Source organism: Microbacterium sp. zg-Y818 (assembly GCF_030246905.1).
Lineage (GTDB): Bacteria > Actinomycetota > Actinomycetes > Actinomycetales > Microbacteriaceae > Microbacterium.
Genome location: NZ_CP126741.1, coordinates 650,438 through 671,782, shown reverse-complemented (window position 1 = coordinate 671,782; position 21,345 = coordinate 650,438). Strand labels below are relative to the sequence as shown.

At 70.0% G+C, this 21,345-nt stretch carries 19 protein-coding genes; 7 read left to right on the top strand and 12 right to left on the bottom strand.

Translation table 11 applies throughout. The features are described from left to right. The first annotated feature begins 2 nt into the window (after positions 1-2). From rfbB to QNO21_RS02915, 5 genes are read left to right on the top strand one after another with little or no spacing between them, the layout of a single operon-like run. The gene (rfbB, locus tag QNO21_RS02935; protein WP_257519549.1) at positions 3-1,004 is read left to right on the top strand and encodes a dTDP-glucose 4,6-dehydratase; all 1,002 of its coding nucleotides are present in this window, start codon (positions 3-5) and stop codon (positions 1,002-1,004) included. Next, on the top strand, positions 1,004-2,422 hold the full coding sequence (gene rfbD / locus QNO21_RS02930; protein WP_257519550.1) for a dTDP-4-dehydrorhamnose reductase: 1,419 nt from the start codon (positions 1,004-1,006) through the stop codon (positions 2,420-2,422). Before rfbB ends, rfbD begins: the two co-directional genes overlap by 1 nt. Continuing rightward, entirely contained in the window at positions 2,419-3,729 is a 1,311-nt protein-coding gene (locus tag QNO21_RS02925) for a UDP-glucose dehydrogenase family protein (RefSeq protein WP_257519551.1), read from the top strand. The genes rfbD and QNO21_RS02925 overlap by 4 nt, the downstream gene beginning before the upstream one ends. After that, entirely contained in the window at positions 3,726-4,634 is a 909-nt protein-coding gene (locus QNO21_RS02920; RefSeq protein ID WP_257519552.1) for a glycosyltransferase family 2 protein, read from the top strand. Before QNO21_RS02925 ends, QNO21_RS02920 begins: the two co-directional genes overlap by 4 nt. A 43-nt stretch (positions 4,635-4,677) precedes the next feature. Next, positions 4,678-5,805 (top strand): glycosyltransferase family protein, encoded by a 1,128-nt coding sequence (locus QNO21_RS02915; RefSeq protein ID WP_257519553.1) that lies wholly within the window; start codon positions 4,678-4,680, stop codon positions 5,803-5,805. Here the strand turns inward: QNO21_RS02915 and QNO21_RS02910 are convergent. The 9 genes from QNO21_RS02910 to QNO21_RS02870 form a co-directional block, all read right to left on the bottom strand. Then, positions 5,776-6,528 (bottom strand): ABC transporter ATP-binding protein, encoded by a 753-nt coding sequence (locus tag QNO21_RS02910; protein WP_257519554.1) that lies wholly within the window; start codon positions 6,526-6,528, stop codon positions 5,776-5,778. The genes QNO21_RS02915 and QNO21_RS02910 overlap by 30 nt on opposite strands. A gap of 2 nt (positions 6,529-6,530) precedes the next feature. Then, a complete protein-coding gene (locus tag QNO21_RS02905; RefSeq protein WP_257519555.1) occupies positions 6,531-7,400 on the bottom strand; it encodes an ABC transporter permease in 870 nt (289 codons plus the stop codon). 111 nt (positions 7,401-7,511) lie between these two features. Beyond that, positions 7,512-10,370: a hypothetical protein gene (locus QNO21_RS02900; protein WP_257519556.1), complete on the bottom strand. Its 2,859-nt coding sequence runs from the start codon at positions 10,368-10,370 to the stop codon at positions 7,512-7,514. Between the two features lie 65 nt (positions 10,371-10,435). Continuing rightward, positions 10,436-11,548: a glycosyltransferase gene (locus tag QNO21_RS02895; protein WP_257519557.1), complete on the bottom strand. Its 1,113-nt coding sequence runs from the start codon at positions 11,546-11,548 to the stop codon at positions 10,436-10,438. 3 nt (positions 11,549-11,551) lie between these two features. Further along, positions 11,552-13,006, bottom strand: a complete 1,455-nt coding sequence (locus QNO21_RS02890) for an LCP family protein (protein WP_257519558.1) — start codon at positions 13,004-13,006, stop codon at positions 11,552-11,554. Next, positions 13,003-13,470: a 5-(carboxyamino)imidazole ribonucleotide mutase gene (gene purE, locus QNO21_RS02885; protein WP_257513282.1), complete on the bottom strand. Its 468-nt coding sequence runs from the start codon at positions 13,468-13,470 to the stop codon at positions 13,003-13,005. Before purE ends, QNO21_RS02890 begins: the two co-directional genes overlap by 4 nt. A 141-nt stretch (positions 13,471-13,611) precedes the next feature. Next, positions 13,612-14,748 (bottom strand): 5-(carboxyamino)imidazole ribonucleotide synthase, encoded by a 1,137-nt coding sequence (locus QNO21_RS02880; protein WP_257519559.1) that lies wholly within the window; start codon positions 14,746-14,748, stop codon positions 13,612-13,614. Positions 14,749-14,799: 51 nt separating this feature from the next. After that, positions 14,800-15,381 carry a PH domain-containing protein gene (locus tag QNO21_RS02875; protein ID WP_257519560.1) on the bottom strand — a complete coding sequence of 194 codons (582 nt, stop codon included), beginning with the start codon at positions 15,379-15,381 and terminating at the stop codon, positions 14,800-14,802. Positions 15,382-15,436: 55 nt separating this feature from the next. Beyond that, complete coding sequence (locus QNO21_RS02870) at positions 15,437-16,231, bottom strand: biotin--[acetyl-CoA-carboxylase] ligase (protein WP_257513248.1); 795 nt, start codon at positions 16,229-16,231, stop codon at positions 15,437-15,439. Between the two features lie 99 nt (positions 16,232-16,330). On the opposite strand from QNO21_RS02870, the gene QNO21_RS02865 reads away from it, so the two are divergent. Both QNO21_RS02865 and QNO21_RS02860 read left to right on the top strand, forming a co-directional pair. Further along, the gene (locus QNO21_RS02865; protein ID WP_257519561.1) at positions 16,331-17,920 is read left to right on the top strand and encodes an acyl-CoA carboxylase subunit beta; all 1,590 of its coding nucleotides are present in this window, start codon (positions 16,331-16,333) and stop codon (positions 17,918-17,920) included. Beyond that, entirely contained in the window at positions 17,917-18,147 is a 231-nt protein-coding gene (locus QNO21_RS02860) for an acyl-CoA carboxylase subunit epsilon (RefSeq protein WP_257519562.1), read from the top strand. Before QNO21_RS02865 ends, QNO21_RS02860 begins: the two co-directional genes overlap by 4 nt. A gap of 193 nt (positions 18,148-18,340) precedes the next feature. Here QNO21_RS02860 and QNO21_RS02855 read toward each other — a convergent pair whose 3' ends face one another. The 3 genes from QNO21_RS02855 to QNO21_RS02845 are packed head-to-tail and all read right to left on the bottom strand — an operon-like array spanning position 18,341 to position 21,340. Then, the gene (locus QNO21_RS02855) at positions 18,341-19,438 is read right to left on the bottom strand and encodes a hypothetical protein (RefSeq protein ID WP_257519563.1); all 1,098 of its coding nucleotides are present in this window, start codon (positions 19,436-19,438) and stop codon (positions 18,341-18,343) included. Continuing rightward, positions 19,435-20,685: a sensor histidine kinase gene (locus tag QNO21_RS02850; RefSeq protein WP_257519564.1), complete on the bottom strand. Its 1,251-nt coding sequence runs from the start codon at positions 20,683-20,685 to the stop codon at positions 19,435-19,437. The genes QNO21_RS02855 and QNO21_RS02850 overlap by 4 nt, the downstream gene beginning before the upstream one ends. After that, positions 20,675-21,340, bottom strand: coding sequence for a response regulator transcription factor (locus QNO21_RS02845; RefSeq protein WP_257519565.1), 666 nt, complete (start codon positions 21,338-21,340; stop codon positions 20,675-20,677). The genes QNO21_RS02850 and QNO21_RS02845 overlap by 11 nt, the downstream gene beginning before the upstream one ends. Between the last annotated feature and the right edge of the window lie 5 nt (positions 21,341-21,345).

Below are 21,345 nucleotides of genomic sequence, written 5' to 3'. Positions count from 1 at the left end.
ACATGCCGCGCAGACTGCTCGTGACCGGTGGGGCCGGTTTCATCGGCTCCAACTTCGTGCACCACGTCGTGGAGCACACCGACGACCATGTCACGGTGCTGGACAAGCTGACGTACGCCGGCAACCGCGCTTCGCTCGCGGGCCTCCCGGAGGACCGGGTGCGGTTCGTCCAGGGAGACATCGCCGACGCCCCTCTCGTGGACGAGCTGTTCGCGCAGACGGATGCCGTCGTCCACTACGCCGCCGAGTCGCACAACGACAACTCGCTGCACGACCCGCGGCCGTTCCTCGACACCAACATCGTCGGCACGTACACGCTGCTCGAGGCGGCACGCAAGCACGACGTGCGCTTCCACCACATCTCCACCGACGAGGTGTACGGCGACCTGGAGCTGGACGACCCGGCGCGGTTCACCGAGTCGACGCCCTACAACCCGTCGTCCCCCTACTCCTCCACCAAGGCCGGCAGCGACCTGCTGGTGCGCGCGTGGGTGCGCTCCTTCGGCGTGCAGGCGACCATCAGCAACTGCTCGAACAACTACGGTCCCTACCAGCACGTCGAGAAGTTCATCCCCCGCCAGATCACCAACGTCATCCGCGGCATCCGCCCCAAGCTCTACGGCAACGGCGAGAACGTGCGCGACTGGATCCACGCCGACGACCACTCCTCGGCCGTGATGACGATCCTCGACAAGGGCGTCATCGGCGAGACCTACCTCATCGGCGCCGACGGCGAGAAGGACAACAAGACCGTCATCGAGCTGATCCTGCAGCTGATGGGACAGCCCTCCGACGCGTACGACCACGTCACCGACCGGGCCGGGCACGACATGCGCTACGCCATCGATTCGACGAAGCTGCGCACCGAGCTCGGCTGGGCGCCGCGCTTCCAGGATTTTGAGGCGGGGCTGGCGGCCACCATCGACTGGTACCGCGAGAACGAGGACTGGTGGGCACCGGCCAAGGACGACGTCGAAGCGTTCTACGCGGCCAAGGGCCAGTAGTGACCGACTACGGCAAGCAGCTGCGGCCGACCGAGACCGCGATCCCGGGGCTGGTGATCTGGGATCTGCCCGTGCACGGCGACAGCCGCGGGTGGTTCAAGGAGAACTGGCAGCGGGAGAAGATGGCCGCGGCGGGGCTTGCCGACTTCGGGCCGGTGCAGAACAACATCTCCTTCAACGACGCCGTCGGCACCACCCGCGGCATCCACGCCGAGCCCTGGGACAAGTGGGTCTCGGTCGCCACCGGCCGCATCTTCGGCGCGTGGGTGGACCTCCGCGAAGGGCCGACGTTCGGCGCGGTCTTCACCGCCGAGCTCGACCCATCGAAGGCCATCTTCGTGCCGCGCGGGGTGGGCAACTCGTACCAGACCCTCGAGCCGGACACCGCGTACACGTACCTCGTAAACGACCACTGGTCCCCCGACGCGCAGTACACGTTCCTGAACCTGGCCGACGAGACCGCGGCCATCGCCTGGCCCATCCCGCTCGATGAGGCCGAACTCTCGGCGAAGGATGCCGCGCACCCGCGGTTGGCCGACGTCACCCCCGTCCCGCCGAAGAAGATCCTGGTGCTCGGCGCCGGCGGACAGCTCGGCCGCGCGCTCCGGGCCGAGTACGGCGATGCCGCGCAGATCGAGTACGCCGACCGCGCGGAGCTCGACCTGACGGCCCCGGGCCTGGAGTCGGCGCGGCGCTGGCGCGAATACGACACCGTCATCAACGCCGCCGCCTACACCGCGGTCGACCTCGCCGAGACGGCGGAGGGACGGGCGGATGCCTGGGCGGCGAACGTGACGGGTGTGGGGGCCCTAGCCCGGGTCGCCGCGGCCAACGGCATCACGCTGGTGCACGTCTCGAGCGACTACGTCTTCGACGGCACCAAGCCCGGGCCCTACACCGAAGACGACCCGATGGCGCCGCTGGGGGTCTACGGACAGACCAAGGCCGCGGGCGATGCCGTGGTGGCCACGGCCCCCCGCCACTACATCGTGCGCACCAGCTGGGTCATCGGCGAGGGCGGCAACTTCGTGCGGACCATGGCTTCCCTCGCAGAACGCGGCATCGACCCCAAGGTCGTGGGCGACCAGGTCGGTCGCCTCACGTTCACGACGGACATCGCGCGCGGCATCCGCCACCTGCTGGACACCCGCGCGGCATACGGAATATACAACCTCACCGGCACAGGCGAGCCGACCTCGTGGGCGGATGTCGCCCGACGGGTGTTCGCGCTGACGGGCCACGACCCGGCGCGGGTGACCCCCGTGAGCACCGACGACTACTTCGCGTCGGCGGCCGGCCCCGTGGCGCCCCGCCCCCGAAACAGCTTGCTGGAGACAGCGAAGATCGAGGCCACCGGATTCGCCCCGGCCGACGTCGAGCAGTCACTTTCCGCCTATCTCCAGGAGCGATCCACATGAAGCTGTCGGTCATCGGCTGCGGTTACCTTGGCGCCGTCCACGCGGCGGCGATGGCGTCGATCGGCCACGATGTGGTCGGCATCGACGTCGACGAGCGCAAGATCGAATCGCTCTCGCGGGGTGAGGCGCCGTTCTTCGAGCCGGACCTGCAGGAGCTGCTGACCGAGGGCATCGCGTCGGGTCGGCTGCGGTTCACCACCGACATCGCCGCGGCCCGCGGCGCGGCCGTGCACTTCCTCGGCGTGGGCACACCCCAGCAGAAAGACGGCAACGCCGCCGACCTCACCTACGTCAACGCCGCCATCGACGCCCTCATCCCGCACCTGAGCGCGGGCGACATCGTCGCCGGCAAGTCCACCGTCCCAGTCGGCACCGCGGCGGCCCTGGCCGAGCGCGTGCACCCCACGGGTGCGACGCTGGTGTGGAACCCCGAGTTCCTGCGCGAGGGCTTCGCGGTGCTCGACACCATCGACCCCGATCGGCTCGTCGCGGGCGTGCCCGCCGGCGCCGACGGTGAGCGGGCAGCGGCGGTGCTGCGGGAGGTGTACCACCCGTCGGTGGCCAAGGGGACCCCGTTCATCGTCACCGACTACGCCACCGCAGAGCTGGTGAAGGTCGCCGCCAACGCGTTCCTGGCCACGAAGATCAGCTTCATCAACGCGATGGCAGAGATCGCCGAGGTCACCGGAGCGGACGTCACCACCCTCGCCGACGCGATCGGACACGACGCCCGCATCGGCCGCCGGTTCCTCGGCGCCGGCATCGGGTTCGGCGGCGGCTGCCTCCCCAAGGACATCCGCGCCTTCGCCGCCCGCGCCGAAGAGCTCGGCCGCGGCGAGTCGGTGGCGTTCCTGCGCGAGATCGACGCGATCAACCTGCGCCGCCGCGACCGCGCCGTCGACCTGGTGGTCTCGGCCCTGGGCGGGTCGGTGTTCAAGAAGAACATCACCGTGCTCGGGGCGGCGTTCAAGCCGCACTCCGACGACATCCGCGACTCCCCCGCCCTCGACGTCGCCGTGCGCCTGCACGGCCTGGGCGCCTGGGTCACCATCACCGACCCCGAAGCCATCGACAACGCCCGCCGCGCCCACCCGCAGCTGAACTACGTCGCCGACCGCGACGAGGCCCTGCGCGGCGCCGACGCCGTCATCGTCGTCACCGAGTGGGACGAGTACCGCCGCGAGCTCTCCCCCGAGCACGCGGCATCCCTCGTCGCCGGCCGCGTCATCGTCGACGGCCGCAACTGCCTCGACCCCGTGGCCTGGCGCGCCGCCGGCTGGGACTACCACGGCATGGGCCGGCCGTGACCTCCGGCCCGCTGGTTGCCGTCGTCGTCCGCACCAAGGACCGGCCGCACTTCCTGCGGCGCGCGCTGGCGAGCATCAGCGCACAGACCATGCCGGAGTGGGAGTGCGTCATCGTCAACGACGGCGGCGACCCCGCACCCGTCGAGGCTCTCGTCGACGAGCTGGCTCCGGCGCACCGTGCCCGCGTGCGGATGATCCACTCAGAGCAGTCGCGAGGCCGCTGGAAGAGCGCCAACGCGGGCGTGCTGGCGACGAGCGCTCCCCTGCTCGTGCTCCATGACGACGACGACTCGTGGCATCCCCGCTTCCTCGCGGACGCCACGCGCTACCTGGACGACAATCCCGACCGCGACGGCGTGGTGGGAAGGATAGAGATCGTCTGGGAGCGGCGCGAGGGCGACCGTTACACGGCCGTTCGCCGGGAGATCTTCCAGCCCGAGCTGCAGGATGTGCTCCTGAGTGACGCCCTGCTGTTCAACCGGTACGTCCCCATCGGCTTCGTGTACCGTCGCCGCCTGCACGAAGAGGTCGGACTCTACGACGACTCGCTTCCCGTTATCGGAGACTGGGCTTTCAATCTGAAGGTGCTGCAGCGCGGCGCCCTGGAGTATCTGGGAGACGAGCCGCGCGCGTACTGGCATCAGCGTGAAGGTGACACCGGAGCCGACGCGAACAGCGTCATCGGGGCGCGCAACGACCATTCCCGGTACGACGCGCTGCTGCGCGACGACGCGTTCCGCAGCTACGCCCGGGAGCAGGGTCTGGGGCTGGTGCTCTACCTGACCAAGTTCATCGACCGGCGGTTCGTGGACGTGGAAAACGGCATTCGTGCGGAGATCCTCGCCAACAGCACCTGGAACCGTGTGCGCGACAGGGTGTCGAGACTGACGCGTCGACGGCGCTGAGCAGACCTTCATCTCGGGCGGTGGTCGGCCCTACAATCGTCCGATGCGTCCAACACGCACGGTCGTCGTCTTGCCCGCCTGGGACGACAATCCTTACCTGGACCTCCTGTCCCGCGTGCCGGCCTCCCACGGCACACGGTTCCTGCCGGCGCTGACCGTCGAAGAAGCGATCGAGCGCTCCGATGCTCTGACTTCAGGCGACGTCTTCCACCTGCATTGGACCGCCCCCGTGGTGCAGGGGGCAGCGGGCCCGGTCGAAGCCAGGCTGCTCCTCGATCGCTTCGAGCGCCTGCTGACGTCCCTGCACAGTCGGGGGATCGCCATAGTGTGGACCGTTCACAATCTCATGCCTCATGAGCTGGTCCATGCTCGGGAAGAGCAGGAACTGCTGCGGCTGCTCGCCTCGCGTGCAGACGCGATCCACATCATGGCGCCCGGCACCGCGGCACTGTTGGCCCCCGTCGCGTTCCTCGACCCGGAGAAGACCCACCGCATCGCCCACCCCCACTACGCGACGTGCTATCCCAGAACCGACAGGGGGCTTGCGCGGGAGGTGTTCGGTCTCACCGAGGAGCAGTTCGCAGTGCTGCACTTCGGCAACCTCCGCCCCTACAAGGGCCTGGACGCCCTCTTCGGTGCGCTCGAGCGAGCACGCGCCATCATGGGCCGCCAGCCCGTACTGCTACTCACCGGTCACGCAGCGCCCCATATTGCGAGGGAGGTGACCGCGAACCTTCCGGCTGGAGTGCGGGCCGTGACCGAACTCACCTTCACCCCGCCCGACGAACTGGGCGTGTGGGTCGCCGCCTCGGACGTGGTGGCGCTTCCGTACCGCTCTGTTCTCAACTCCGGCAGCGTCCACCTCGCGGGGTCTCTGCACCGCCCGGTGATCCTCCCCGGAGACCCTCACATCCGTGAGCAGTTCCACCGCTACGGATGGGTGCGGTACTTCGATCCCGCAGCATCCGAGGTCTCGCTCGCAGAGGCGATCGCCGACAGTTCACGGCGCGCCGCCACCCTCCCGGATGCGTACCGGAGCTTCCTCGACGACAGCGACCCCCTTCGGGTCTCGCGCCGTTACGACCAGCTTCTGCAGCGCGTCCGGCCGCACCCCGATTCACCCGGGGCCGGGGCCGACCGATCAACCGCGCATGAACGAGATGGCGCTTGACACGTCGCCGTCGAAGACCTTCTTGCCTTTGGAGATCACGATGCCTCGTTCGCAGAGCTGGCTGATCATGTTCATGTCGTGGCTGACCACGAGCATCGTCACCCCTTGGCTGGTGAGCTCCTTGATCTTCTCCGCGCACTTGGCTCGGAACGGACCGTCGCCGACCGAGAGCACCTCGTCCACGAGCAGGACGTCGAGTTCGACGTGGATGGCGACCGAAAACGCCAGCCGCATGAACATCCCCGACGAATAGTGCTTCACCTCCTGATCGATGAACTCTCCGATCTCGGAGAAGGCGACGATGTCGTCGAAGCGCTCCTCGGTCTCGCGTCGTGTCATGCCGAGGATCGCGGCGTTGAGGAACACATTCTCCCGGCCGGACAGCTCGGGGTGGAACCCGGCCCCGACCTCGATGAGCCCCGCGACCCTGCCACGGGTGAACACGCGACCGCCGTCGGGCTCGAGCACCCCCGACACGAGCTTCAGGGTGGTGGACTTGCCCGAGCCGTTCAGACCGAGGATCGCGACGGATTCCCCCTGCCCGACCTGGAAGCTGAGGTCCTCGAGCGCACGGAAATGATCGGAGCGTACGTTGCGCCCCTTGAACCACCCGACGAACGCCTCCTTCAGCGAGTGCGCGTTTCGCTTGACGAAGCTCTTTGAGACGTGGTCGACGATGATCGCGGGTGGGTTCTTCGTTTCACAGATGATGTCGCTGGTCATGATCACAGGTCCTGGGCGAAGGTGCGCTCGAAGCGCCGGAAGGTCAGTTGTCCCGCGGTGAGGAAGATGAGGACGGCCCCAGTGGCGATCATGGCGTAGACGGCGAAGCCCGGCGGCAGCCCGTGGGTATTCTGCACGGTGTCCGCCCAGAATCCTCGGTGGAACAACTCGACTCCGATGGTCAGCGGGTTGGACATGTAGATGTTGAATGCCCAGTCCGGCATGGTGTTGCGCACGAGCGGCCAGATGTAGAGCACCGGCGAGGTCCAGGTGGCGAACATGCGGATGACCTCCACGAGGTTCTGCGCGTCCCGGTACCGCACGTTGATGCCGCTGAAGAACAGCCCGAGCCCCACCGCCAGCGCCACCACCAGCAGCACTCCGAGCACAGCCGCGCCGATTCCCGCCAGCGTCGGCGTCCAGCCCACCAGTATGCAGACGAGTGCGAGGATGGCGAGCTGCGGGAGAAAATGAATGAGGGCGACGATGATCGCAGAGACGGGGAACAGCTCTCTGGGCAGGTAGATCTTCTTCACCAGAGAACCGTTGTCGACGATCGCGGTGGTCGCATTACTGAAGGCCTCGTTGAAGAGATTGATCAGCACCACACCGGAGAACAGATAGATCGCGAAGTTCTCCACGTCGCGATGGGCGTTGAGGATGATGCCCATCACGAAGTAGTAGATGACGAACTGAGACGCCGGCTTCACGTACGACCACGTCCACCCGAGCACCGAATTGCGGTAGCGGGTGGCGGTGCCCTTGCGCACAAGCAGTCGCAGCAGATACCGCTTGCGGAAGACGTCGAGGATCCCGCGCCCTCGACCGGGCGTGTCGTAGTCGCGCAGATCGACGATCGGCGATGAGCTCACGGTTACCGCGCTTCCTGGATTCGGGTGAAAGACGACGGGCGCATTCGCCCACACGATCCTAACCGGCCGCTCCCCGAGCGATCGCTGAGCGGTCGCGTGTGACGGACCTCATCAACCCCGAAGGACGCTCAGGCTGCCCGGCGAGACCCGCACGACGGACTCCGCCGGGAATGTCGTGTCTGTGGAGACGAGGCTGCCTTCTTGAGCCACATACACAGGCCCGGTGCCGTCGGTGATGCGCAGCGCGGCCAGCGTCGGTGCCGTCGCGAACGTCAGCGTCCGGCAGGTGGCCGTGTCGAGCGGTTCGACGCGGAGTCCGCCTTCGGCACCGCGTTGCACCTCGCGCAGCTGTCCCCCGCTGGCGAGGTAGATCCGACCTTCGCAACCCACCAGCGGGGAGAGCGTCCCCTTCGGAGGATGAAGCGCCATCTCCACGGCAGGACGGACGGTCAGTCGCGACCTGATGCCGAGATCGTCCCCCACGCCCCAATTGGGAAGTGCCACGCGCCTCGCGCCGTCGAGCAGATAGACCGTCCCGTCCCCCACCCCGCGTACGACTGCACCTACGGCTGGGAGCGCCCCGGGGGCGGGCAGCGAGGCGAACAGGCCTGCGGTGATGCGGCGGGGCTGCGGCTCGCGGCCCCCATTGGCCGCGCGCGCCTGCTCGGCCGTCTGCAGGCGCAGGAAGCCGCCTGCGGCCGCCACCGCCACGCGGGAACCGTCCGTGACGAAGGCGGGACCGTCGATCGTCGCCCGTATGGGGATCTGCGCGCACGCCGACGGGGCGAGTTCGGAGATCCCGTTGCCCTCAGCATCCCCCGACGACACGCGCGACCGGCCGCCGTCACCGGCGAGGTAGAGCTCGGCTGCGCACGTGACGAACGGCGTCAGGTTCCCCTGAGACGGCCCCGCCGTCGCCAGCTGTGCCGCCGACACGGCCGTGCTCGTGGCTGGGAGCCCCAGGGCGCGCGCGAGGTCCCATGACGGAAGGTGCAGGAGGGAGGCCCCGTTGACGAAGTACACCGTGCTGGCGCCGTCCGCCCGGACCATGCTCCCCGGTCGCAGATACGGCAGCCCCTGCGGGAGAGCGGCCAAGCTCGCGGGCGAAACACGAAGGATCGTGGGGAATGCCCCGCCGTTCAGCTCCTTCAGTAACTCGACGTTCGGCACGTGCCGCAGCGCGTCACCGTTGAGGTGGTGGATCGCGTCCGCACCGATGGCGCCGATGAAGATCTGGCCGCCCGCCGGCGTATCGGCCAGGGCGAGGGCCGCGCACGTCGCCGCATCAAGCTCGGTGGCCGGCAGTGTGCCTCCGGCACCCTGCGGCAGCCTCGTGAGCCTTCCTGAGCCCGCAATGAAGCGCTCGCCCGCGCAGGTGGCCACGGGGGTGAGGGAGCCCGCGGGTGTGTACCCCTGGGTCCGAGCGCGATCCACAACACGGAAGGTCGAACCGGGGATGCCGTAGTCGGCGATCATGGCGAAGCTCGGCACATGGATCAGACGGCCGTCGCTCGTGGGGAGGTACACCTGCGCCCCACCGTCGATGCGCAGCGCTCGTGCCGGGGCGAACAGCGTCGGTCCTGTCGGGACGCCCGCCTGGACGCTCGCCGGCATGACGGCAGCGAACGGCAACGTGCCGCCGTTGACGAGCCGCGCCGACTCGGCATCGAGAATCGGGCGAAGCTGCCCGCCGGCCCAGCGCTGATACAGCCCCGTGACCGCCGTTCGCGAGTAGTCGGTCATCGCGGGCCCGGCCTCGAAGCGAGCGAACTGCTCGGGTGTGAGGTCGACGCGCTTCGCGCAGTCCCCTCCCCAGAGCTGCACCAGGGAACAGCTGGAGAACCAGTGCGTTCGGCCGTTCTGGACATAGGCGATCTCGCCACTGGCCGCGTTGCGGACGAAGAGCGAAACCGGTCCGGAGTCGGTGAACCGGTTGAGGTACGAGGCCGAGGTCGCCACGGCGGTCCCGAACACCCGGATGTACTCCGCGTACACCGTGGAGGGCATGTGGTACCGCCGGTCGCCGGCGACCAGCCAGACGTCGACGCCCACCTTGACCAGAGTGCTGGCAGATCCCTGAGTCGACCCGAACCAGTCGGTGAAGTACTGGTAAAAGTTCCTGTTGCCGTACGCGGAGCAGCCATCACCCTCGCCGTAGCCGGCGCGCAGCGCAGCGGCATTGGGCTGATAGGGCGTGTAGTAGTACAGCGCCGCCGTCGCCTGGTTCGCGATGTACACCGGCGACGAGCCGCACGCGACCGTCGGGTGGTAGCGGACGTTCCAGGTCTTTCCCGGTGCATACCAGGTGAAGTAGTTGCTCGTTCCGGGTGGGTTGGCGTAGCGCTTGAGCTGCCACGCCGCCCCGTACACCTGGTTGAAGAACCCGAAGTACCGGGAATCGCACGCCGCGGTGTCGGGGCAGCCCTGTCCCATGGCGATCTTGTACTGCGAATCCAGCGGCCAGGTGTCTCTGACGAGGCTCTGCTCCTTCTGCAGCATCACGAGAAGCGCCTGGGGGTTGATGCCGCACGCCTGGGCCACCTTGAACAGGATCCGGGCGGCCGACTCGACGCCTCCCCCGGCGTACGCGTTGCACATCGGGTCCGCGGGGATGGCGCGCGTCGTGTCCGTCTTGTCCTTCAAGCACACATACCCCGACCGGCATGTTGGTACCTGGGCGTTGAGGAAGGCCTGGATCTGCCCTTCTGTCATCGTTCCCGAGTTGTAGAAGACGGCGTCGGAGATGATATTCCCCGGCTGGAACTTCGACAGGTCGGCGGTCTTGACGATGCCGGATGCCACCCGTGCCGCGGGTGCCGCGGAGATGCCTTTTGACGTGTCCGCGTCGGCGGTCGGCACAGCCTGTGCGGGCACCGCGACCACCAGTCCGGCAACGAGAAGGATGACGGAAGCGACCGCGGCCGCAGCTCTCGTGCGAAGGCGTGCCGGACGTGCGGGGGGGCGCAGCATGTGACCAGTGTTACGGAAGTTACCAGTGAACACCAATGGGGCGCCCATAACGATCTGTTATGGGGTTACAGATCCGCGTGCAGCTGCCACACCCGCTCTGCCGCCCCGGGCCACGAGAACGCCCGTCCGCGGTCACCCGACAGCACCGACAGGCGCTGGCGCGCCGACTCCGACCCCAGCAGTCGTCCCAGCTCCTCGGACAGTGCGTCGGGGCCGGCGTCGACGAGCGCACCGCCGTCGAGCACGATCTCCCGATGCACCGCGCAGTCCGCGGCGATCACGGGCGTGCCGAGCGTCAGCGCGTCGACGACGAGCCAGGGGAAGGCGGTGACGGCCGCCGGGGCGAGCAGCACCGAGGCCCCGCTCAGCACGGCGGCACGGTCGGCGGCGTCGAGGCCGCTCGGCACATGCACCCGCTCGGCGGGGAGCCCTGCCTCGACGGCGAGCCCCGCGACCTCGGCGCCACGGGAGCCCGCGACGCCGGTCACGACGATGGGCAGCCCCGCCCCGCCGCGGGCCACGGCGGCGAATGCGGCATCCAGCCCCGTACGCCAGGTACCGTCCACCAGCACGTACTCCCCCGGAAGCTCCAGCGCGCGCCGTCGCCCCACCTCGTCGGTCGGCACCGCGAACCCTTCGGGAGCCGCGCCGGCGATCACGCGGATGCGCTCACCGAGCTTCGCGATCTCGGCGAGACGCTCCGCGTGCGCGTGGGTGGGCACCACGACGGCATCGGCGTGCTTGCCGACCCGCTTGAGCATGGCCTTCTGCCACGACACGAACGGTCTCGCCAGTTCATCGGGCGCCTCCCAGGCGGCGAGGTCCCACATCGTGACGACGGTCTGGTCGTGGTGGTAGACGCGGTCGTGTCGAACCAGGGGCGCAGCCAGGCCGGTGGCGTGGATCATCCCCCCGCCGACCCCGGCAGCGATGCCCAGCTGCCACGATGCCGCCAGCTCGCGGCGCGCGAGCGGTGCGGTGTCCACCCGCGCGAGACCGGGGACCTGCGCCTGCAGGTCTGCGAGCACGTCGTCGGGCACCGACGGAACGAGCGCGGCCACATCGCAGCCCGACGGCGCCGTGCGCACCAGCGCCCCGGCCAGTTCGCGCCCTGCCTGGGCCTGCCTGTCGCCGATGGACGCCGACGCCTCCAGCACGACCCGCAGTGTCGTCGTCACCGCTCAGCCCTCCGAGGCGGGGGTCCGCGTCGGCGGATGCAGTGCCGCCTGCACCGCTTCGTGCACACGGTCGTAGTCCGGGTCGTCCGGGTCGATGCCGATTCCCTGCGGGGTCAGTTCGAGCGTCGTCAGAGGCTGTTCCTTGGCCTTCAGCGCCAGGTCGGCGAAGTACGCCAGCATCGACTGGGGCAGGTCGGTCTCGATCAGGTCCTGCCCGGCGGCGGCGATGTCGTTGAACCGCGTCAGCGCGTTGAACGGATCGAGCTGCTCGAGCATCGCCTGCTGCAGCTGCCGCTGTCGCTGCATGCGGTCCCAGTCGCTGGTGGTGTAGCGGGAGCGGGCGTACCACTGGGCGGTGTCGCCGTCCATGTGCTGATCCCCCGCTTCGATCCAGCCGATCGCCCACTCGTCAGCGGGCTGGCCGTCGTACGCCGGCCCCCCGCCCTTGGGCAGCCGCTCGGCGACCGTGATGTCGACCCCGCCCAGCGCGTCGATCATGGCGGCGAAGCCGTGCATGTCGATGAAGACGTAGTACGGGATCTCGATGCCGAGGATTCCCTCCGCGGCATCCTTCGTCGCCTCTACGGCGGGCGTGGAGCCCCGGTCCGCCGCGTCGGGGTACAGGCCCGAGCCGTCGCGGCACACCTGGACCGCGTTCATCAGCTGGTTGATGCCGCCCCCCCAGCCGCACGAGGGGTCGGCATGGCCCTCGAAGCCGTCAGGGTAGAGGTCTTGCATGGGACCCTCCGAGAACGGCGCGTTCTGGATGTCGCGCGGGATGCCGGTGATCGTCACGGCACCGGAGTCGGCGTTCACCGACACCACAGAGATGCTGTCGAAGCGCATCGAGTCGCGGCCGTCGCCGCTGTCGGCGCCCAGCAGCAGGATGTTGTAGTAGCCGTCGGACGGCGGCACGCTGGGGCCGCTCTGCCCGAAGATGCTGCCGAACGCACCGCGCAGGGTGCCCACCGAGTACGCCGCATACGCGGTGCCCCCACCCGCGATCACAAGCAGTGCCACCGCGAGCGCGGCGATGCCGGCGCGGGCGCGCTGCCGAACGCGAACCAGTCGCACGAGACGCAGCGTATCGACCGTGAGCACGCACCACAGCACGACATAGCCGATGAGCAGCACCTGTGCGGCGGTGAGCGCGAACCAGTTGCTGCCGAGCGTGAACAGCGCGGGGCGCCAGAGGAGCGCGAGGAGCCCGACGACGACGACGAGCACCCACATCGTCAGCGTCGCGGCGAGGCCGACGCGGCCGAGCCGGCGGCTGCCGGCGAGCACCTGCGCAGAGCCGGGCACCAAGAAGTTCAGGACGACGAGCCACCAGGCACGACGGGTCATGACCTCGGGCGACGTGGCATCCGGATGCCGCAGCGGGCGCTCCTGCAGCAGTCGCGTCCGCGCGCCGGTCGATCCCGCAGCGCTCACGCGCGGCGGCGTGGTCACGCTCACAGGGCGCCCTTCAGCCGGCGGTTCTTCTCCTCCACCTGGCCCTCGAGGTCGCGGGCGTAGCCGGCCACGCGCTCGGCGAGCCGATCGTCGGACATGCCCAGCATGCGCACCGCGAGGAGGCCGGCGTTCTTCGCGCCGTTGATCGAGACCGTCGCCACCGGAATGCCGGCGGGCATCTGAACGATGCTCAGCAGCGAGTCGAGACCGTCGAGGGTGGCCAGCTGCACCGGAACCCCGATCACCGGCAGCTCCGTCACCGAAGCCAGCATGCCGGGAAGGTGCGCCGCTCCCCCGGCGCCGGCGATGATGACCTTCAGGCCCCGCGCCCGCGCCTCGCGGCCGTAGCGCAGCAGCTTGTCGGGCGTGCGGTGGGCCGAGACGACCTCGACCTCGTGCGGCACCGCGAAGTCCGACAGCGCCTGCGACGCGTCGCTCATGACCCGCCAGTCGGAGTCCGAGCCCATCACGACGCCGACGAGGGGTTCTTCAGAGGAATGCAGCGGCCGGGTCACCTGTCAAGGCTAGGCCGCGCTCCTGCAAGTTCCCCGCAACGGCGCGCGCCCGGCGTCGCCCCGACAGCCTCGGGCAGCCTCTCGCAGCCTCGATCAGCCGTCGAAGTGGGCAGCGGCGGCACGCGCCTCGTACACGGCGTCGTCGAGATCGGGGCCGGCGACGGTGACGTGCCCGACCTTGCGGCCGGGGCGCGGCGCCTTGCCGTAGGTGTGGATCTTGGCGCCGGGGTGCTCGGCCATCGCCCGGTCGAAGCGGTCGTCGAGCCCGCCCGAGGCGGGGCCCCCGAGGATGTTGACCATCACCGACCACGCCGCGCGCGGCGACGGATCCCCCAGCGGAAGGTCGAGCACCGCACGCAGGTGCTGCTCGAACTGACCCGTGACCGCGCCGTCCTGGCTCCAGTGGCCGCTGTTGTGCGGGCGCATGGCCAGCTCGTTGACGAGCACCCGCCCATCGACGGTCTCGAAGAGCTCGACGGCCAGCATGCCGGTGGCCCCGAGCCCGGTGGCGATGGATTCGCCGATGCCGCGGGCCACGTCGATGAGCCGTGCGGAGGCATGCGGGGCGGGAGCGATGACCTCGGCGCACACCCCGTCGCGCTGCACGGTCTCGACCACGGGATACGAGCGCAGGTCACCGGAGGGCCGGCGCGCCACCTGCTGGGCGAGTTCGCGGGTGAAATCGACGAGCTCCTCCACCAGCAGCTCGCCGCCTCGGGCGTCTTCGGCGAGAGCGGTGAACCAGTCCTCGGCCTCGGCCGCCGCAGCGACGACCCGCACTCCCTTGCCGTCGTAGCCGCCGCGCGGGGTCTTCACGACCGCGCGTCCGCCGTGCGCATCGAGGAAGTCCTGAAGCTGGGATGCCTCGGCGACGGCGGCCCACTCGGGCTGCGGCATGCCGAGTTCGTCCAGGCGGGCGCGCATGAGCAGCTTGTCCTGCGCGAATCTCAGCGCGTCGGGCCCGGGGTGCACCGGCACTCCCGCATCGACGAGGGCGTGCAGCACGTCCTGCGGCACGTGCTCGTGGTCGAAGGTGACGACGTCCACGTCCCGCGCGAAGGCGAGCACCGTGTCGGCGTCGCGGTAATCGCCGACCGCCGACGCTGCGAGCGAGGCCGACATGCCCGGCTCCTCCGCCAGAACCCGCAGCTCGACCCCCAGTTCCACCGCCGGTGCGATCATCATGCGGGCCAGCTGCCCCCCACCCACGACTCCGACTCGCAGCGCCATGCCGTTCCTTTCGTCCCCTTCATCCTCCCGCATGCGCGGGGCAGCACGCGCTCAGCGACCGGGAAGGGGCCGCGGCGGTCCGGCGGCGTCGGCGATCGTCTGAATGGCGTGGGAATCGCGGTGCGCCAGGATCTGGCTCACCTCGACCTGGTCGGCGAGCACCTCATGCACGAGTGACACCGCGGGGATGTTCTTGAGCACCACCGGCGCGTCCACCCCGTTGGAGAGGATCAGCGTGCCCGAGCCCCACAGTCGCTGCAGCGGTCCCCGTCGCTCGCGGATGGTGTACCCGCGGGCGTGGGCGACTTCGGTGCGGTGGGTGGTGAACAGCCCCGAACGCGCGATCACCCGTCGGGTCGTGATCGTGTAGGTGCGCGAGAGCCAGGACAGGTACGGCAGCACGACGACGATCAGCACGATCGCGGCCGCCGCGGTCGGCAGCATCCAGTCCTCGAACGGCGCCGGCACGTGCCCGTAGAAGTAGCCGACGGCCCCGGCCACCGCGATGAGCACCAGCGCCGGCCAGAACATGCGCCGCGCATGGCCGCGCACGCGCGCCACCCTCAGTTCGGGCGTCGGCGCGCCGGGCGCCGGCGTCAGCGGACGCCCCGCGAAGCTCATGGGCTGGGTCACCCCACCATTGTGACGGGCGGGGACGACAGCAGACGTCCGGCACGCGGAACGCCGCTCAGCGCACGTGCACGACGTCCCCGGCCGAGACCATCGTCTCGACGCCCGAGACCTCGACGACCAGGCGCCCGTCGGCATCCAGCCGCACGGCCCGGCCGAGGAGCACGCCGCCGTCGGGCATGCTCACCGACACGTCGCGGCCGATCGTGTCGCAGACCGCCTCGACCTCGGCGCGCACTCCGGATGCCGCGGCGTCGCCGCCCGCGGCTGTCAGGGCGGCCAGCTGCTCCTCGATGAAACGCAGATAGCGGGCGAGCAGTGCGTCGAGGTCGATGTCCACGCCCACGGCGGCGAACGACGTCGCGGTGGGCACCGGCAGGTCGACCCGGCGCATGCTGGTGTTCACCCCTGCCCCCACGACGACCGCCGAAGGATCGCCGGGAACCACCTCGGCGAGGATGCCGCACACCTTGCCGCCGTCCAGCAGCACGTCGTTCGGCCACTTCAGCGCCACTTCGTGGGCGTGCCCGCGCAGCTGATCGGTGAGCGCTCGCGTCATCGCGGCGCCGGCGACCAGGGGGATCCAGCCCCGCGCGTGCGGCGGAAGATCGGGGACGCGCACGAGCACCGACACCGCCAGCGCGGTGCCGGCCGGCGTCGTCCAGGAGCGGTCCAGGCGACCGCGACCGGCCCGCTGGTCGTCGGTGAGCAGCACCGACAGGTGCGGGTGACCGGCGGGATCGTGCTCGACGTCGCGGATGAGGTGGGCATTTGTGGAGTCGGTCGATTCGACGACCTGCAGCCGGGGCGAGACGGCCGCTGCGAGCGGGAAGCCTGCGGTGGGGAGCGTCATGGCGACACCCTACGCCTCGACGGATTCCCACAGCGGATGCCGCGACCCCTTGTCTCCACCCTCCAACGTCCGGGAGGGCGCTGTCGCTAGGGTGGAACGGTGACGGACCAGCCCGACCTCTCCACGACCGCCGGCAAGATCGCCGACCTGCGCGACCGATACCAGGAAGCGGTCCTCGATGCCGAGGCCGCCGCGCGCGACAAGCAGCACGCGAAGGGCAAGCTCACCGCCCGTGAGCGCATCGAGCTGCTGGTGGACCCCGGCTCCTTCGTCGAGTTCGACGAGTACGTCCGCCACCGCACCACGGCGTTCGGGATGGACCGCTCCCGCCCCTACGGCGACTCGGTCGTCACCGGCACGGGCACCATCCACGGCCGCACCGTCGCCGTGTACGCCCAGGACTTCTCGACGTTCGGCGGCTCCCTCGGCGAAGTCGCCGGCGACAAGATCATCAAGGTGATGCAGTTCGCCCTGCGCGGCGGCATGCCCATCATCGGCATGCTCGACTCCGGCGGCGCCCGCATCCAGGAGGGCGTGGTGGCCCTCGGCAAGTACGGCGAGATCTTCCGCCTCAACACCGCCGCCTCCGGCGTGATCCCGCAGATCTCGATCATCATGGGTCCCGCCGCCGGCGGCGCGGTGTACTCCCCCGCGCTCACGGACTTCGTGATCATGGTCGACAAGACCAGCCAGATGTTCGTCACCGGCCCCGACGTCATCAAGACCGTCACCGGCGAGGACGTCGGCATGGAGGAGCTGGGCGGCGCACACACCCACAACACCCGCTCGGGCGTTGCCCACTACCTGGCCGAGGACGAGGACGACGCCCTCGACTACGCGCGCACCCTCATCGGCTTCCTCCCCGACAACAACATGGCCGAGCTGCCCGTGTACGAGCACGGGTTCGAGTGGGAGACGACGGATGCCGACCGTTCCCTGAACGCGATCATCCCGGATTCCGCCAACCAGCCGTACGACATCCACCAGGTCATCGCTCACCTCGTCGACAGCGGTGACTTCCTCGAGGTGCAGCCGCTGTTCGCCCCGAACATCGTTATCGGCTTCGGTCGGATGGAGGGCCGCACGGTGGGCATCATCGCCAACCAGCCGTCGCAGATGGCCGGGACGCTCAACATCGAGGCAGGCGAGAAGGCGAGCCGGTTCGTGCGGTTCTGCGATGCGTTCTCGGTGCCGATCGTGACGCTCGTGGACGTGCCCGGCTACCTTCCCGGCACCGACCAGGAGTGGACGGGCGTCATCCGCCGCGGGGCGAAGCTGCTGTATGCCTACGCAGAAGCCACGGTGCCTCTCGTGACCGTGATCCTGCGCAAGGCCTACGGCGGCGCGTACATCGTGATGGGTTCCAAGCAGCTGGGCGCAGACGTCAACCTCGCCTGGCCGACGGCCGAGATCGCGGTGATGGGCGGCCAGGGCGCGGTGAACATCCTGTACCGAGGCGAGATCAAGCGGGCCGAGGAGGCCGGCGAGGACGTCGCCGCCGTGCGGGCGCGCCTCGCGTCGGAGTACACCTACAACGTCGCCTCCCCGTTCCTCGCCGCCGAGCGCGGCGAGCTCGACGGCATCATCGAGCCGGCTCAGACCCGCGTCTCGGTGGCCAAGGCCCTGCGGTCGCTGCGCGGCAAGCGCGCGAGCCTGCCGCCGAAGAAGCACGGGAACATCCCGCTGTGAGCGCCACGGACCCTGGCAACTCCCGCATCCGCGTCGACGTGCGCCGCGGCAGCCCCACCGAGGAGGATCTCGCCGCGGTGATCGCCGTGGTCACCGAGGCATACGAGCGCGAGGCAGCCGACGCGGTCGTCGACGACCCGCCGGTGCGGCCCGGGTGGGAACGCGCCGCACGCGGACTGCGCCAACCGCTGGATCGGCAGTCCGGGTGGCGCAGCGCCCTGCGATGAGTGCGCACGTGTCCCCCAAAGTACCTACAGACAGGTTCGGTCGCCGCGACGGATACTGATCCTGCTGAACGCAATTCTGCGTCCGCCGGATCGCTTCGTTTCATCGAACGCGTGGCCCGGCCCCGCGGAGAGGTTTTCGGGTAACCGCTCCGCACACGGCGAGGGGCGGGCGGCTTCGCCGCCCCTCGCCGCTCTACCTTCCCGCCCCCGCGGACCGCTTCTCGGCGTCCGGGGCCGGCACGGGCAGGGCGATTTCGCGCCAGAGGTCCACGGTGTCCTCGCCGTCCTCGCGCGAGCGGCCGACGACGGTGACGGCGACCGTCTCGTGCGGAGCCGTGCGGATGTAGATGCGCTCGGACTGCGCGTCGCGCAGCACCTCGGCCAGTTCCGCGCGCACCGCTCGCAGTGCCCGCTCGCCGAGGCCGTCCAGGCCCCCTTCGTCGAGCACCGTGACGTTCGCACCACGCTGCCGTGCTGCTTCGAGCACGCCCCGCACGTCGTCATCGAGAAGCCGGCGACCGCGCAGCTCGTCACGGACCCGGCCTTCGGCCAACCGGGCCAGCTCACGCTCGTGGGCGTCGAGGTCGCCGCCCGCGGCGATGGTGCGGGTGAGCACGGGGCCGGCGACGGCGAGCGCCCGCTGCACCTGCACGCGGCGCTCGCGCTGACGACCGGCCTGCGACGCCAGCCACTCCGACGCCGCGCGCTGCAGGCGGGTCAGCTGGGTGCTCTCGCGCGAGGCCCGGTCGGTCGACCACATCAGCAACTGCGCCATCGCCGTCCACACGACCGAGCCGACGAGTCCGAGCGAGAGGGCAGGCACCAGCCCGATCCAGACGGCGCCCTGAAGCGTCAGCAGCGCGATGCCGGCGGCGGCCACGACGGGACGCCGCCGCACCACGATGATCACCATGAGCGCGCCGATCGCGCCGATGGTCCAGGTGGCGTAGGGCTGGGTGCGCCCGGCCTCATCGACGCTGGCCCACACGACGCTCGGAACGGTTGCGGCGGTCAGGAGCGCAAGACCGGCCACCCACGCGGGGAGGAGCGTCGGCCCACCCACCCCGGTGGTCATGCCCGTGTCATCGACGAGGCCGCGTTGCAGCGCCTCTCCGCTGCGCCCACCCCAGAAGATGCTCAGCCACGACGCCGCCAGGTACAGCGCGACGGCGCCGGCGGTGGCGGCCCAGTGGTCGGAGAAGCCCCCCTCCCACCACGGCCAGCCGATGCCGAGGTAGGCGGTGAACGCCACGCCCAGCGCCGACAGCACGATCCGGGGTCGCAATCTCATGGCGCCGGCTCCCATTCCAGGACGACGCTGGTCCCCTCGTCGGTGGGTGACACGTGTGCGCGTCCGCCCACCGCGGCGACCCGGGCGTAGATCGACGCCCGGATGCCGAGCCGATCGTCGGGGACTGCCCCCAGGTCGAACCCCGTACCGGCGTCGCTGACGGTGATGCGGATGCCACCGCTCTCGGCGCCGTCGTCGACCGTCACCTCGAGGCCGGCCGAAGCGGCGTGCTCGACGGCGTTCGCGACGGCCTGTGTGGCGGCGAGCACGAGCGCCCGTCCGACGCGGCCGGGCACGGTGACGGCGTCGTCGGCCAGGGAGCGCTGCACCAGCAGATCCACACCGACCTCCTGCGCTGCGCGCTGCAGTCGCTCGATCAGCTCATTCACCGAGACCGGCGCGTCTGGTCCCTCGCCGGCATCCTGCTCGGTGTTCGCCAGGCGGGTGAGCGCCTCACGCGCCATGGCCACCGCCAGCGCCTGCTCACGCGGCGTCTCCGCCCGCTCTGCGGCGATGAGGGCGGCCAGCACGCTGTCGTGCATGAGCGCGGCGACGGCGATGCGCTCATGTTCGGCAGCGTCGGCGGCGGCGGCGGCGGCGTACGAGGCAACCGCCTCGGCCCGTGCCTCGTCGACGTCGGTGGCGACGGCACGGTAGACGCGGTCAAGCGTCAGCAGCACCGAGCCGAGGATGATGGCGTAGATGACGTCGAGGCCAACGGGGGCAGCGGCATCCGGGGCGAAGTCGAACTGCGCCCACCGCACGATGCCGTACTCCACCGGCACCATCACCGTCCAGACCAACTGCAGCGGCAGCGGGAAGGACAGCACGGCCGCGACCGTCGCCACATTGAGCAGCAGCCAGATCCACGGTCCTTCCGAGGGCGAGGTCGGCGTGCCCGTCACCGCGAGCGGCCACGCGAGGAGGGCCAGCGGGTAGGCGACGGCGAAGACGCCCGCGGTCAGGCGCACCTGGCGCCCCACGAGGCAGCCGATGATCATCGCCGCCAGGGGGACGAACACCAAGATCATGAGCGCAGTGCGCCACTCGGGCTGTTCGGCCGTGGAACCGAGTGCGGTCAGGAGTGAATGAACGCCCAGGGCGATGCTGCCTGCGCCGACCGCGAGCGAGGTGAAGCGCTCGACGCGCGCCCGGGTGAACGTCGCCATCCCCGCGATCGTGTCGGCCGTGTGCGGAAAGGTGCCGTGTGCGTCGGCCAGCACGCGGCGACCGGCTTCAGTCTGCACCGGGGGACTCTGTGGGTCGGGTCAGGAGTCCGTCTTCCATCGCGCGGCGGGCCAGGTCCACCTTGGTGGGCGCAGGGCGACCCACCTCGACGTACTTGTACCTCACTCGCGTGATGTTCTCCTTGGCCGTCGAGTACGCCACCCCCAGGCGGTCCGCGACGACCTTCAGCGGAAGACCCGCAGCGTAGAGCCTCAGCACGTCTCGCTCGCGGGCGGACAGCTGGGCGTCGGCGAAGGCCCGGTCGCCCTCAACGGCGCTGGCCCACTCCACGTTGTCCAGGTGCTGTCCGTCGGCCACGGTGCCGATCGCCTCGACGACCTCGTCGATGCGGCTGGCCTTGCTGATGACCCCCGCAGCTCCCGCGGCGAGCGCCTCCCGTACGGTGGCCGCACGGTCCGCGACGCTGTGGATGATGACGCTCGAGCCGTCGCGCACCAGGCGCGTGACGTTCTCGGTGACGGTGGTGCCGTCGCCCAGCGTCAGGTCGAGCACGACCACGTCCGCCGGCGGCTGGCGGCTGTACTGCCGCCAGCCGAGGTACTCCGTGACGGAGCTCCCCGAGAAGACGACGTCCTGCGCGCCGGAGCGCAGGCACGCCGCTTCGAGCCCGAGGCGCACCGACTCGTGGTCGTCGATGAGGGCCACCCGGATCATGGTCG